The 13,092-nt window shown below is 36.5% G+C and carries 13 protein-coding genes; 1 reads left to right on the top strand and 12 read right to left on the bottom strand.

The window, feature by feature from the left end:
* Window positions 1-23: 23 nt before the first annotated feature.
* From NSQ59_RS10095 to rpsU, 3 genes are all read right to left on the bottom strand, one after another.
* Entirely contained in the window at window positions 24-794 is a 771-nt protein-coding gene (locus NSQ59_RS10095) for an NfeD family protein (RefSeq protein ID WP_083489261.1), read from the bottom strand.
* Between the two features lie 245 nt (window positions 795-1,039).
* Window positions 1,040-1,486 carry a GatB/YqeY domain-containing protein gene (locus tag NSQ59_RS10090; protein WP_055739233.1) on the bottom strand — a complete coding sequence of 149 codons (447 nt, stop codon included), beginning with the start codon at window positions 1,484-1,486 and terminating at the stop codon, window positions 1,040-1,042.
* Between the two features lie 14 nt (window positions 1,487-1,500).
* Window positions 1,501-1,674 carry a 30S ribosomal protein S21 gene (rpsU, locus tag NSQ59_RS10085; protein WP_055739232.1) on the bottom strand — a complete coding sequence of 58 codons (174 nt, stop codon included), beginning with the start codon at window positions 1,672-1,674 and terminating at the stop codon, window positions 1,501-1,503.
* A gap of 216 nt (window positions 1,675-1,890) precedes the next feature.
* Between rpsU and NSQ59_RS10080 the strand changes: the two genes are divergently transcribed.
* Window positions 1,891-2,826 carry a Na/Pi symporter gene (locus NSQ59_RS10080; protein WP_055739231.1) on the top strand — a complete coding sequence of 312 codons (936 nt, stop codon included), beginning with the start codon at window positions 1,891-1,893 and terminating at the stop codon, window positions 2,824-2,826.
* A 29-nt stretch (window positions 2,827-2,855) separates the two neighbouring features.
* On the opposite strand, the gene deoC is transcribed toward NSQ59_RS10080, so the two are convergent.
* The 9 genes from deoC to hemW form a co-directional block, all read right to left on the bottom strand.
* Complete coding sequence (deoC, locus tag NSQ59_RS10075) at window positions 2,856-3,524, bottom strand: deoxyribose-phosphate aldolase (protein ID WP_055739230.1); 669 nt, start codon at window positions 3,522-3,524, stop codon at window positions 2,856-2,858.
* A 149-nt stretch (window positions 3,525-3,673) separates the two neighbouring features.
* The gene (gene mtaB / locus NSQ59_RS10070) at window positions 3,674-5,029 is read right to left on the bottom strand and encodes a tRNA (N(6)-L-threonylcarbamoyladenosine(37)-C(2))-methylthiotransferase MtaB (protein ID WP_055739229.1); all 1,356 of its coding nucleotides are present in this window, start codon (window positions 5,027-5,029) and stop codon (window positions 3,674-3,676) included.
* Between the two features lie 5 nt (window positions 5,030-5,034).
* Entirely contained in the window at window positions 5,035-5,787 is a 753-nt protein-coding gene (locus tag NSQ59_RS10065; RefSeq protein WP_055739228.1) for a 16S rRNA (uracil(1498)-N(3))-methyltransferase, read from the bottom strand.
* A gap of 5 nt (window positions 5,788-5,792) precedes the next feature.
* On the bottom strand, window positions 5,793-6,731 hold the full coding sequence (prmA, locus tag NSQ59_RS10060) for a 50S ribosomal protein L11 methyltransferase (RefSeq protein ID WP_055741182.1): 939 nt from the start codon (window positions 6,729-6,731) through the stop codon (window positions 5,793-5,795).
* Window positions 6,732-6,754: 23 nt separating this feature from the next.
* The gene (gene dnaJ, locus NSQ59_RS10055; RefSeq protein WP_340831005.1) at window positions 6,755-7,882 is read right to left on the bottom strand and encodes a molecular chaperone DnaJ; all 1,128 of its coding nucleotides are present in this window, start codon (window positions 7,880-7,882) and stop codon (window positions 6,755-6,757) included.
* A gap of 341 nt (window positions 7,883-8,223) precedes the next feature.
* A complete protein-coding gene (gene dnaK / locus NSQ59_RS10050) occupies window positions 8,224-10,056 on the bottom strand; it encodes a molecular chaperone DnaK (RefSeq protein ID WP_055739226.1) in 1,833 nt (610 codons plus the stop codon).
* Window positions 10,057-10,089: 33 nt separating this feature from the next.
* On the bottom strand, window positions 10,090-10,683 hold the full coding sequence (grpE, locus tag NSQ59_RS10045; protein WP_280513050.1) for a nucleotide exchange factor GrpE: 594 nt from the start codon (window positions 10,681-10,683) through the stop codon (window positions 10,090-10,092).
* 122 nt (window positions 10,684-10,805) lie between these two features.
* Window positions 10,806-11,834: a heat-inducible transcriptional repressor HrcA gene (gene hrcA / locus NSQ59_RS10040; RefSeq protein WP_340831002.1), complete on the bottom strand. Its 1,029-nt coding sequence runs from the start codon at window positions 11,832-11,834 to the stop codon at window positions 10,806-10,808.
* Window positions 11,835-11,940: 106 nt separating this feature from the next.
* Window positions 11,941-13,068 carry a radical SAM family heme chaperone HemW gene (gene hemW / locus NSQ59_RS10035; RefSeq protein WP_340831000.1) on the bottom strand — a complete coding sequence of 376 codons (1,128 nt, stop codon included), beginning with the start codon at window positions 13,066-13,068 and terminating at the stop codon, window positions 11,941-11,943.
* Window positions 13,069-13,092 lie beyond the last annotated feature (24 nt).

Below are 13,092 nucleotides of genomic sequence, written 5' to 3'. Positions count from 1 at the left end.
ATACCAATCTAATTCCTCCTCTTCTATTCTATCATTTCATTCTGATTTAATCTGACAATAATTCTAACACCCTCAACCTTTATTACCTTGACATCAGTGCCTGAGGAAATAAAGCCTCCTTCTGTCACCACATCTAATCGCTCTCCATTAATTTCAATAGTCCCAGCAGGTCTTAGTGGAGTGATCGTTTTACCAATTTTACCGAGTAAATCGGTTCTATTAATATTGGATACATATCCTTTCTCTGTGCTGACAGCATCTGACAAAACAATTTTTTTAAATAATTTCATTCTTCGTCCAAACACCTTTATCATAATTATCATGGCAATAATGGTGATAAGCAGTGCAATCATAATCGAAATCCCTGTATAAAGAAGATTTCCACCTGCCATTAACAAGGAACCTATAATTGCTAAAACTCCTAAAAATCCCGCAATTGCCCCTGGTAAAAATAGTTCTGCAATAATTAATACAACTCCCAAGACAAATAAAATGAGAGAATTAAAACTAGCATCACCTGTTACAATATGGCTAAAATAAAATAGAACAAGTGCTATAATTCCAACAATTCCATACAATCCAAATTTAGGTGTATACAATTCCATTACGAATCCTAAACTTGCCAAGCATAATAAAATAGTTACCACAATTGGATTGGTTAAGAAGTTGGCGAAATTTTCTATTGGACTATTTGGAGCAGCAATTATTCCTTGATTCATTGCAGCATGAACAGGAAAATTCAAAATCAACATTATGCTCCAAAAACCGATAAACACCAAAAATTTTTTTCCCAAGTAATCACCCCCCCATTTTATTTAATTTACGAATAAATGACTAAGAAGGTTTCAAGAAAAATTAAATTTTTGTTACTGCAGAACTATGAAGAAAAGCGCAAGCAGCTTATCCGCTAGCCGGTAATCCGCATGCGCTTTCTAGAGACTACATTAGTTAAATCCATTATTTAAAAACATTTTTATACCTTCTTTTTATCCCTAAATAAAAAAGGCCGAAAAGTATCCTTCTCGACCTTTTTTATCATTTAAGATAATTGCTGCTGTACTTTTTTGTTTACGGCTGATCCATCTGCCTTACCTTTTACTTTAGGCATAATGGCACTCATGACTTTACCAATGTCAGCTTTTGAAGTTGCATTTACTTCTCGAATTGTTTCTTCCACAATGGAAGTTAATTCCTCATCCGTTAGCTGTTTTGGCATATATATATTCACAAAAGTCAATTCCGTTTGAATTTTTTCAACTAGATCTTCACGACCTGCATCTTTAAATTCCTGGAGGGAGTCTTTACGTTGTTTTACTTCGCGAGAAAGGATTGTCAACTCTTCTTCTTCGGTTAAATTTTCCTTTTTAAGCTTAATTGCTTCGTTTTGTAATGAAGCTTTAAGCATACGAATGACAGAGAGTTTTTCTTTTTCTTTGTTTTTCATAGCTTGTTTCATATCTTCATTTAAACGCTCGAGAAGACCCATATTTTCACCCTCTATTAGAACTTACGTTTTCTAGCAGCTTCAGACTTTTTCTTACGTCTTACGCTTGGTTTTTCATAAAATTCGCGCTTTCTATATTCTTGCAAAGTTCCCGTTTTAGAAACTGAGCGTTTGAAGCGGCGAAGAGCATCTTCAAGCGATTCGTTTTTACGAACAACTGTTTTTGACATCTCTCTTTCCCTCCCTCCGAACACACTACGGTTACATGTTAACGCATGTAAAAAACCATGTACCTTGCAATTATAATATAACCTTCCTATTAGGTCAACATTCTTCATGCAAACTATAAGAGATACCATGGAAAAATTAAAAAGTTTTTCTATTCTTTTCAACTTGTAATCATCTCTTTTTTTTGCCTGCATATCATTATTTAGAGGTGAGTGGACATGTTATATCTTATCTTATTTATATGTCTGGTTGGTGTCTTCATCCTTGGCATTACTTGGCTACGGATAGGGTTATTTAACTTATCAGGCAAAGCGATGGAGCAATGGCTGAAAAAAGTAACAAATACTCCTTTTAAAGGTATGCTTGTTGGAATCATTATGACACCAATTCTTCAAAGCAGCGGGGCTGTGATGGTTATTACAGTAGGATTAGTTTCTGCCCGAGTACTGGCATTTCCACAAACGATTGGAATTATTTTAGGGACAAACATTGGTACCACCTTTACATTAGAATTTCTATCATTTAATCTATCCGTTCTAGTTATTCCATTTTTCATTCTTGGAATTATGTGTTTGTTTTTCAGGAGAACAAAATGGAAAAGCTTAAGTTATGTATTCATTGGTTTCGCGTTCATATTTTCCGCAATGAGGGCTTTTGAACGATTGGCTATCCCATTTACTCAATTACCTTCTACACAAAAATTATTGATGTTATTAAGCGATCATTTCCTTTATGCCTTTATAGTAGGAATAATCCTGACAGCATGTATCCAATCCAGCACTGTTATGACGGGGATTGCGATGAGCTTTTTAAGTGCCCATATTTTCACACTCGAAACGGGAATTGCGATTATGCTTGGAGCAAATATTGGCACGTGTATTACCGGTCTTCTAGCAAGTGTCGGAGCTGGTGAAGAAGCTAGATTGACGGCTTACGCACATATTTGGCTTAATGTTGGCGGTGCATTTCTCTGCTTGCCATTTTTAAGTCAACTATCGTTTATTTGTAAAGAACTTTCTTCCAATCCGGAAACACAGCTTGCCCATGCGAGTGTTATTTTTAATTTATTTTCATCGATTCTTGTATTGCCGATTGCTACTAAATTCGGACAGTTTATCGTGAAAGTACACGGAAAAAAAACGATATGGAATTAAAAATCGAGGCGAAAAGCCTCGTTTTTTAATTAATAGTCAGATTCACTCGATAAACCTTTTACAATTTTCACTCCCGAACTAGCACCTATTCTAGTCGCTCCCGCTTTAATCAATGCTTCCGCATCTTGTGCACTTCTTACGCCGCCTGAAGCCTTTACTCCGATATCTGGTCCAACTGTTTTTCTCATTAATGCAATATCTTCCGGAGTCGCTCCTCCCGTAGAAAATCCGGTTGAGGTTTTTACAAAATCTGCTCCCGCTTTAACGGCAATTTCGCAAGCATGAACTTTTTCATCATTTGTTAATAAGCATGTTTCGATAATTACCTTTGTTAAGGCTTTTCCTTTTGCAGCATCTGTCACCGCTTTAATATCCTTTTCTACTAACTCATAATCACCGCTTTTTAACGCACTAATATTAATGACCATGTCTACTTCACCTGCGCCATTTTCAATGGCATTCTTTGTTTCAAATGCTTTAGTCTCAGGTGTATTGGAACCCAGCGGAAAGCCAATTACGGTACAAACCAACACATTCGAGTCTTTCAGTATTTCCGCACAATACTTTACCCATGTCGGGTTAACACAAACGGAAGCAAAGGAATATTCTTTTGCTTCAAGACATAGAGTATGTATTTGTTCTTTTGTTGCATCTGCCTTTAATAATGTATGATCAATCATTTTTGCAATATTATTCATTAAAGTTTCCTCCAAACCGTTTTGTTCATTACAAATTTTACTATACCATTATCTTTTCATGTATTCGAGCACTATAAGTTTTGCCCAAAAAGCAAATAAATTCATATCTAAAAAATTTCCAAAAAAAAAAAACCGCAGAAATCTGCAGTTTATATTGCTTTGAGTTCTTCCTTTTCAACTGTATCCTCTAATACACGAACAAATTGTCCTTCATTATATGGATATCCTGCTTTCGTTATTTTTACTCTTACAAGCTTTCCAACCATATCTTCTGTTGCAGGAAATACTACTTTCAAATAATTGTCCGTATATCCTTCATACAATCCGCTATCTGGGTCTTCCTTATATTTTTCTTCAGGAATTACTTCTAATACTTCGTTTTCAAATTTTGATGAATATTCTTTTGCAAGTTGGTCAGAAAGTGCGATTAATCGATGTACGCGTTCATTTTTTATCTCTTCATCAATTTGATCCGTCATCCTAGCCGCAGGTGTACCAGTGCGTTTGGAATATGGGAATACATGAAGTTCTGAAAACTGATGATCTTTTATGAAGTTGTATGTTTCCATGAATTCTTCTTCCGTTTCGCCTGGAAAACCAACAATAACATCAGATGTAACTGCAAGACCTGGTAAAGCTTTCTTTAATTTTACAAGTCTTTCGGCATACTCAGCCATCGTATATTTACGTCTCATTCTCTTTAATACTGTATCCGATCCGGACTGCAAAGGAATATGCATATGTCGAACGATAATTTTAGACTTCTCAATTACTTCAATAACCTCATCTGTTAATTGGCTAGCCTCGATAGATGAGATTCGAATTCGTTTTAAACCATTTACTTCCGCTTCTAAATCACGAAGAAGCATTGCTAAGTTATAATCTTTCAAATCTTGACCGTATCCGCCAGTATGAATACCTGTTAAAACGATTTCTTTATATCCGGCATCGACTAATTGCTGAGCTTGGCGAATAACTTCTTTTGGATCTCTTGACCGCATTAAGCCTCTTGCCCAAGGAATAATACAGAAAGTACAGAAGTTATTACATCCTTCTTGAATTTTTAAAGACGCACGTGTACGGTCAGTAAAGGCAGGTACGTCTAATTCTTCATAAACACGATTTTTCATGATATTTTTAACACCATTAATCGGTTGGCGTTCATTTTTAAATTGTTCAATATACTCAAGCATTTTCGTACGATCTTGTGTACCTACAACAATATCCACACCAGGGATTGCCATGATTTCCGCTGGGGATGTTTGCGCATAACATCCAGTTACACAGATAACTGCGTCGGGATTTTTGCGCACAGCTCGTCTAATCACTTGACGGCTTTTTTTATCACCAGTATTAGTTACTGTACAAGTATTAATGACATATACATCGGATGTTGATTCAAAATCAACTCGTTCATAGCCTTCGCTTTTAAATAATTGCCATATCGCTTCTGTTTCATAGTGGTTTACTTTACAACCTAATGTATGAAATGCTACAGAGGACATGTTGATCACCTCATTAATTCTAAATGATAGGAAATTGCTGATAATGCGTATAATGGAGCAGTTTCTGTCCGAAGAATTCTCGGTCCGAAACCACATGGTACAAACCCATTATTCTCTAGCTGTTCAATTTCCGTATTGGATATTCCGCCTTCAGGTCCAAATACAATTAATACCGTATCATCCTGCTTAAAGTTTTTCAACATTTTAGGAAAATTCGTGCTCTCACCTTGTTTGGCGTTTTCTTCATAAGCGACAATTTTATGTGTATAATTGGAGCTTATATGAAGTAATTCTTTAAAAGTAATTGGAGGTAAAATGTTCGGTTTATGTTGACGATGTGATTGCTCTGCAGCCTCCTCTGCAATTTTCAACCACCTTGTATGCTTTTTCTGTTCCTTTTTTACATCCCATTTCACAATCGAGCGATCCGCAATAAAAGGGATAAATTCATATGCACCTAATTCTGTTCCCTTTTGGATAATCCATTCCAACTTATCCCCTTTAGGCAGTCCGCTCGCAATGGTAATAGGAACAGGCATTTCTTTATTCATTTCTTCCCATTTTACAATAGAAGCCATAACTGCTTCATTGGTAATATCCGTTATTTTGGCAATACATGCCTTTTTATCTTGAAAAACAACATAAAACTCATCTTCCGGAGACATTCTCATCACTCGCGCAATATGATGAAAATGATCATCTTTTAATATTACCTCTTTTTCTCCGGAAAAAGGCTTATCTAGAAAATAACGTTGCAATTCCTTCACCTGCGCTTCGCAATAAATGCTATCCAATCTTCCATTACTATGGTTTCTTCAATGATAAATCCTGATTGAATAATCGCTTCTTTTACCTCATTCTTCTTTGGTTGAATAATACCAGAAGCAATAAAGTATCCGTCTTTTTTAACAGCTGTTGCTACATCATCCGTAAAACGCATGATTACTTCTGCTAAAATGTTAGCAACCACTACATCAGCCTGACTGTCAACACCATTTAAAAGATCATTCTTTGAAACAGAAACAATATCCTGAACTTTGTTTAATTTTATATTTAGCTTGGCAGATTGAACGGCAACTTCATCAAGATCTAATGCCGTCACTTTACCGGCACCGAGTAATGCAGCAGCAATACTCAAAACTCCAGAACCCGTACCTACATCGATGACATGATCATTTTGTTGTACTGTACGTTCCAATGCTTGAATACACATTACAGTTGTTGGATGTGTACCTGTTCCAAATGCCATACCTGGGTCTAATTCAATAATTAACTCATCACTATTAACAGGTTCATATTGTTCCCACGTAGGTACTATCGTAAACTTTGATGATATTTTAACTGGATTATAATATTTCTTCCAAGCAGTTGCCCATTCTTCTTCGTTGACTTCACTAATGGAGACATCATTCTTACCAATATCGATATTAAATAAGGTTAAGTTTGTTATGGATTGCTTTATTTCTTCCACCGTTTCTCCTAAAAAACTATTAACAGGCAAATATGCCTTTACAATAACACCTTCTTCAGGATAATCCTCTGGATCTAGCTGATAGATCTCTCCAAATTGATCTTCCCGATCTTTAATAAGCTCAAAAGGATCCTCGATGACAACACCACTCGCACCCGCTTCATGCAAAATATTGGAGATTGGTTCAACAGCTTCGTTTGTTGTGTGAATCATAATCTCAGACCATTTCAATACCTGACAACTCCATTCATCCATTATTCCCCTTTAAAAGCTTTCTTCATCTTATCGAAAAAAGACTCGTTGTGCTCGTCAGGAATACTTCCGCTAATTTCACCGAATTCCCGAAGTAATTGCTTTTGTTTATCCGTTAATTTTGTTGGAGTAACTACTTTCACGTGAATATTTTGATCGCCGACCCCATAGCCTCTAACATTTGGCACACCTTTTCCTCGTAAGCGGAATTTCGTACCTGTTTGAGTTCCAGCCGGTACTTTTAGTTTCACTTTTCCATGTAAAGTTGGAACTTCTATTTCATCTCCAAGAGCTGCCTGTGTAAACGTAATCGGAACTTCACAGTAAATATCATCTCCGTCACGTTCGAAAAACTCATGATCTCTTACATGGAAAACTACGTATAGATCCCCTGAAGGACCTCCATTTATACCTGGTTCTCCTTGACCAGATACACGTAATTGCTGTCCATCATCAATCCCTGCAGGTATTTTAACATTGATTTTTCTGCGTTTTTTAACCTTTCCGCTTCCTCCACAGGTTCTACATTTATCCTTTATCAATTGCCCAGTACCATTACAATAATTACATACACGTCTATTCACTATTTTACCAAATGGTGTATTTTGTTCTGTATTTAATTGACCGCTTCCATGGCAATGCGGACAAGTTTCCGGTATTGTTCCGGGTTTGGCTCCAGATCCATGACAAGTATCACATTCTTCTTCTCTTGGTATTTCAATTTCTGTTTCTTTTCCAAAAACGGCATCTTCAAAAGATAATGTCATTGTATATTGAAGATCTGCCCCTTGTCTTGGCGCATTAGGGTCACGTCGTCTGCCTCCGCCGCCAAAAAAGGTACTAAAAATATCCTCAAAACCACCAAAGCCACCAAAATCACTTGCACCACCGAAGCCACCAAAACCTTGATTCGGATCCGTATGTCCAAATTGGTCATAATGTGCACGTTTATTATCATCACTTAAAACTTCATATGCTTCTTTAACTTCTTTGAATTTATCAGCTGCATCTGGGGCTTTATTTATATCAGGATGATATTGCTTTGATAGTTTTCTATAGGCCTTCTTAATTTCATCTTTAGAAGCATTTTTCTCTAGTCCTAAAACTTCATAATAATCCCTTTTACTCATAACAAACACACTCCCGAAACAATCAGCATAAAGGTAATTTTAACATTGACAGTTATAACAATCAATAAAAGAATAAGTTGGTGGTTATATCATAAGAAAAGTCAAAGCCAAGATGGACCTGACTTTGACTTTTATTCTTTCTAACCGTGATATACTTCCATTTTATTGTCTAGCTACGGCTCCTATCGACTAGCAAACTTTCGGCCTCCTCCTACGATAAGATAACATCAGGTGGAAATGGTAGTTCAATTTTCAATAGCTCCTGAAAAACCTCACTGTGTTTCCTTTATCTCAGTCGAAGCCCGAAAGGAGTACGTCGATGAACAGTCGCCTTCGCTTTTCTATTTATCGTCTTTTACTTCTTCAAATTCAGCATCTACAACATTATCGTCTTTTTTAGCCCCATCTTGGCCGCCGGCATCTTGAGAAGCCTGTGCTTGTTTAGCTGCTTCTTCATATAGCTTCACAGATAGGTTTTGAACAATTTCTTGAAGAGCATCTTTAGCAGAACGAATTTCATCTAAATCATTTTTCTCAATTGCTGCTTTTAAAGCATCTTTTGCTTCTTCCGCTTTTTTCACTTCTGCTTGATCTACTTTGCCTTCCAGCTCTTTTAATGTTTTTTCAGTTGTAAAGACGAGCTGGTCAGCCTCATTACGTAATTCAACTTCCTCTTTACGTTTTTTATCTGCTTCAGCATTTTCTTCTGCTTCCTTAACCATACGTTCAATTTCATCATCAGAAAGTCCTGTAGATGATTTAATCGTGATGTTTTGTTGTTTACCAGTTCCTAAATCTTTCGCACTTACATTTACTATACCGTTTTTATCGATATCAAATGTAACTTCGATTTGCGGGATACCTCTTGGTGCTGGCGGAATATCAGATAATTGGAAGCGACCAAGTGTTTTGTTATCAGCTGCCATCGGACGCTCACCTTGCAATACGTGAATGTCCACAGCTGTTTGGTTATCCGCAGCTGTTGAGAATACTTGTGATTTAGAAGTTGGGATTGTAGTATTTCGATCAATTAGTTTCGTAAATACTCCACCCATTGTTTCAATTCCTAAAGAAAGTGGTGTTACATCTAGTAGAACAACATCCTTAACATCACCTGTTAAGACACCACCTTGAATCGCAGCACCCATTGCCACAACTTCATCTGGATTTACCCCTTTATGAGGATCTTTTCCAATTTCTTTACGGATTGCTTCTTGTACCGCTGGAATACGTGTAGATCCACCTACAAGAATAACTTTATCAATATCAGATGGTGTTAAGCCAGCATCCTTAAGTGCTTGACGAGTTGGTCCCATTGTGCGCTCTACTAATCCAGCAGATATTTCATCGAATTTTGCACGAGTTAATGTAAGCTCTAAATGCAATGGACCAGCTTCCCCAGCTGTAATGAACGGTAATGAGATTTGTGTTGATGCAACTCCGGATAAGTCTTTTTTCGCTTTTTCAGCCGCATCTTTTAAACGTTGTAATGCCATTTTATCTTTAGAAAGATCAATTCCATTCTCTTTCTTAAATTCAGCTACTAAATAATCGATAATTACTTGGTCAAAATCGTCTCCACCAAGTCTATTATCACCAGCTGTAGCACGAACCTCGAAAACGCCATCTCCTAATTCAAGGATGGAAACGTCAAATGTACCACCGCCTAGGTCATAGACTAAAATAGTTTGGTCTTCATCCATTTTGTCCAATCCATATGCTAATGCCGCTGCAGTAGGCTCGTTTATAATACGCTCTACTTCTAAGCCGGCAATTTTTCCAGCATCTTTAGTTGCTTGACGTTCTGCATCATTGAAATATGCAGGAACTGTAATAACCGCCTTGTCTACTTTTTCACCTAAATACTCTTCAGCATAGGATTTCAAATATTGTAAAATCATTGCTGAGATTTCTTGCGGAGAGTATTCTTTTCCTTCGATTGTTTCTTTATGGCTTGTTCCCATGTGTCGTTTAATCGAAATAATCGTATTAGGATTCGTTATAGCTTGACGTTTAGCTACCTCACCTACTTGACGTTCACCATTTTTGAATGCAACAACTGAAGGTGTTGTACGATTGCCTTCTGGATTTGGAATTACTTTTGGTTCCCCGCCCTCAAGGACTGAAACACATGAGTTTGTAGTTCCTAAGTCAATACCAATAATTTTGCTCATGTTAATTCCTCCTACTCTTTTTATATGTATCGATTACTGATTTACTTTCACCATAGATGGGCGAATGACGCGATCATTTAAGATATAGCCTTTTTGAAATTCTTCGACTACGATATTTGATCCGTAGTTTTCATCTTCTGCTTGCATAATTGCTTGATGATATTGCGGATCAAATTCCTTTCCTACGGATTCGATTGGCACCGCACCCTCTTGTTTTAATGCTTCTAAAATGCTTCTATATACCATTTCCATGCCTTGCATAAGCTGAGCAGCTTGCTCATTATCAGGCGTCATTTGCATTGCACGTTCGAAATTATCGATTGCTGGCAATAAATTAGTGATAATGTTTTGCGCTCTATATTTTTCACTTGACTCACGGTCAAGTTGAACACGTCTGCGAAAATTATCAAAATCTGCACGCAACCTCAGGTAACGGTTTTCTGATTCCGCTAATTTTTCTTCCAGTTCTTGAATTTTATCCTGAAGCAATGCTGCTTCATCATTCACATTATTATTATCAGAAGAAGGATCTGCTGCTGACTCTTCATCAAAAACAGCTTCAACATTTTCATTTTGTTCTACTTCTGATTGTTCGATTTCTTCTGCAATCTTTTTTTCATCTGCCACCTGCATTCACCTCCCTCAAAAAATAAACAGAAATATGTCTTTTAGGTTCAATAAACAATGAAAATAACTAGAAATTAGCGTAATATGCTAATCTCCAGCTATACTCAATATATCCAGCTACATTATGATTGATACAATTTTGTAAGTGCCCTAGACATATCGTTGCTTAAAAAATCTAACAAACTAATGACTCTTGAATATTCCATTCTTGTCGGACCTAAAATAGCAATGGTTCCAACTGGTTCATTTCCAACAGAATAGGTTGCAGTTATCAGGCTGCAATTCTCCATTTCCGTTAACTTATTTTCTTTCCCGATTTTCACATGAATACCCTCTGGAATATGCCTAAATAAATCATAAAATCCTTGCTCACGTTCAATCATATCCATTAAAGAACGGATCTTTTGAATATCATGAAACTCAGGCTGGTTAAGCATATTTGCTTTCCCGCCAAAGAAGATTTTCTCGTGATCAGGTATTTTCAATGTTTCGGAAATGGTATATAACATGGAATCATAATTATGAATATGCTGCTTTAAAATATTGGCAACTTCCTTGTAAATCTTATCTGTTAGATGATGTATAGGAACATTAACCAATCGCTCATTAAGTATATTCACCATTCGTTCCAGTTCACCGACATTAAATCCTTTCGGAAACGTAAACAATCTGTTTTCTACATGACCTGTATCCTTAATAATAATCGCAACTGCAGTATCATTATTTAAAGGAACAATTTGCAGATGTTTCAATTTTGTTTCCTTTACAGCCGGTCCCAAGAGGATGGCCGTATAGTTCGTTAATTCAGATAGGATTTTCGCCGATTTTTGTACAATATTTTCAAGCTCGTAGATTCTTTCGGCAAATATTGAATGTATCAATGAAATATCCTTTGAATTAAGCTTTTGCGGTGACAGAATATGATCTACATAATAGCGATACCCTTTTTCGGAAGGAATTCTCCCTGAAGAGGTATGGGTTTTTTCAATAAAACCCAATTCTTCCAGATCAGCCATCTCATTACGAATCGTCGCCGAACTAAATGAAATCTCTTCTTTTTTTGAAAGAGTTCTTGAGCCAACTGGTTGTGCAGACCGAATAAAATCATCAATAATAACTTGTAATATAAGGAGTTGACGATCTGTTAACAACTTCTATCACCTCTGTTAGCACTCTTAAAGGATGAGTGCTAATTCTAATAATAAATTATCAAAACAGGTGGATAATGTCAACATATTTGCGTACCGAGAACCCTTCTTACATAAGAAAAGCCTGAAATACTTCATTCCCGATGAATCTACCTTCCTTGGTCAATTGAATCCTATTATCAGTAACCTCCAGAAGCTTTCTCTCCACCATTTCAGAAATAGCATTTCCAAAAACATTTAAAACATTTTCATTATATTTTTCCTTAAAATGCACTAAACTTACCCCTTCATTTTTTCGTAACCCTAAAAACATTTCCTCTTCCATCATTTCTTGCTTGGTTAGTTTATGCTGGTCGAAAATAGGCAACTCACCTTTTTCTAATCGTGTAAGATATTTTTTCACGGGTCCACTGTTGGATCTTCTAACTTGTTCGACATAGCTATGCGCCCCTGCGCCGAAGCCAAAATATTCTTCATTATTCCAATAAACAAGATTGTGCTTACTTTCAAAGCCTGGTTTGGCAAAATTACTAATTTCGTACTGATGTAATCCATGCTTTTCCATTTCCGTCATGAGGATTTCATACATCCTTGCTTCAGCATCTTCTGATGGAAGATGCAACTTGCCTTTTCTCATTAAGTTATAAAAAACGGTCTTTGGTTCAACAATTAAGGAATAGCTTGAATAATGTGGAAGATTAAGTTCCAATGCCGTCCTTAAACTCGAACGAAAGTCATCCTCTGTTTGCCCAGGAAGTGCATACATTAAATCAATGCTGATATTTTCAAATCCTGCTTTTTTCGCTTTCGTTAATGTTTCAAATACATCATCAGAAGTATGAGTTCTGCCTATCTTTTTTAATAATTCATTATTAAAGGATTGAACCCCGAAGCTTAACCGATTTACTCCATATTCATGCAGAATTCTTAATTTTTCTTCCGATAAGTCTCCCGGATTTGCTTCAAATGTAAACTCCCCATTATGAAACGGAAGAATAGCGCGTACTCCATTACAAAGCCTATCTAATTGGGTTTCATTTAAGACTGTTGGAGTTCCTCCGCCGACAAAGATAGTTTCCAATTGGTTAACAGGAGTCATTTCCAATTGCAGTCTCATTTCTTTTAATAATGCATCAATATATTCGTCCACTGGCTGACCCTTTAAAAACACTTTATTAAAGTCACAGTAATAACATATATGCTCACAAAAAGGAATATGAATATATGCTGCTTTCATTTCATCACAACCTAATTAGTAAAA

It is taken from the genome of Margalitia sp. FSL K6-0131, assembly GCF_038008735.1.
Lineage (GTDB): Bacteria > Bacillota > Bacilli > Bacillales > Bacillaceae_C > Margalitia > Margalitia shackletonii.
This window is presented reverse-complemented; position numbering and strand designations above follow the sequence as displayed.

Bases quoted from the DNA above. Each gene is read 5' to 3' on its own strand.
- NSQ59_RS10080 (WP_055739231.1), top strand. From the start codon at position 1,891: ATGTTATATCTTATCTTATTTATATGTCTGGTTGGTGTCTTCATCCTT.
- deoC (WP_055739230.1), bottom strand. From the start codon at position 3,524: ATGAATAATATTGCAAAAATGATTGATCATACATTATTAAAGGCAGAT.
- hemW (WP_340831000.1), bottom strand. From the start codon at position 13,068: ATGAAAGCAGCATATATTCATATTCCTTTTTGTGAGCATATATGTTAT.
- rpsU (WP_055739232.1), bottom strand. From the start codon at position 1,674: ATGTCAAAAACAGTTGTTCGTAAAAACGAATCGCTTGAAGATGCTCTT.
- dnaJ (WP_340831005.1), bottom strand. From the start codon at position 7,882: ATGAGTAAAAGGGATTATTATGAAGTTTTAGGACTAGAGAAAAATGCT.
- dnaK (WP_055739226.1), bottom strand. From the start codon at position 10,056: ATGAGCAAAATTATTGGTATTGACTTAGGAACTACAAACTCATGTGTT.
- NSQ59_RS10090 (WP_055739233.1), bottom strand. From the start codon at position 1,486: ATGGGTCTTCTCGAGCGTTTAAATGAAGATATGAAACAAGCTATGAAA.
- mtaB (WP_055739229.1), bottom strand. From the start codon at position 5,029: ATGTCCTCTGTAGCATTTCATACATTAGGTTGTAAAGTAAACCACTAT.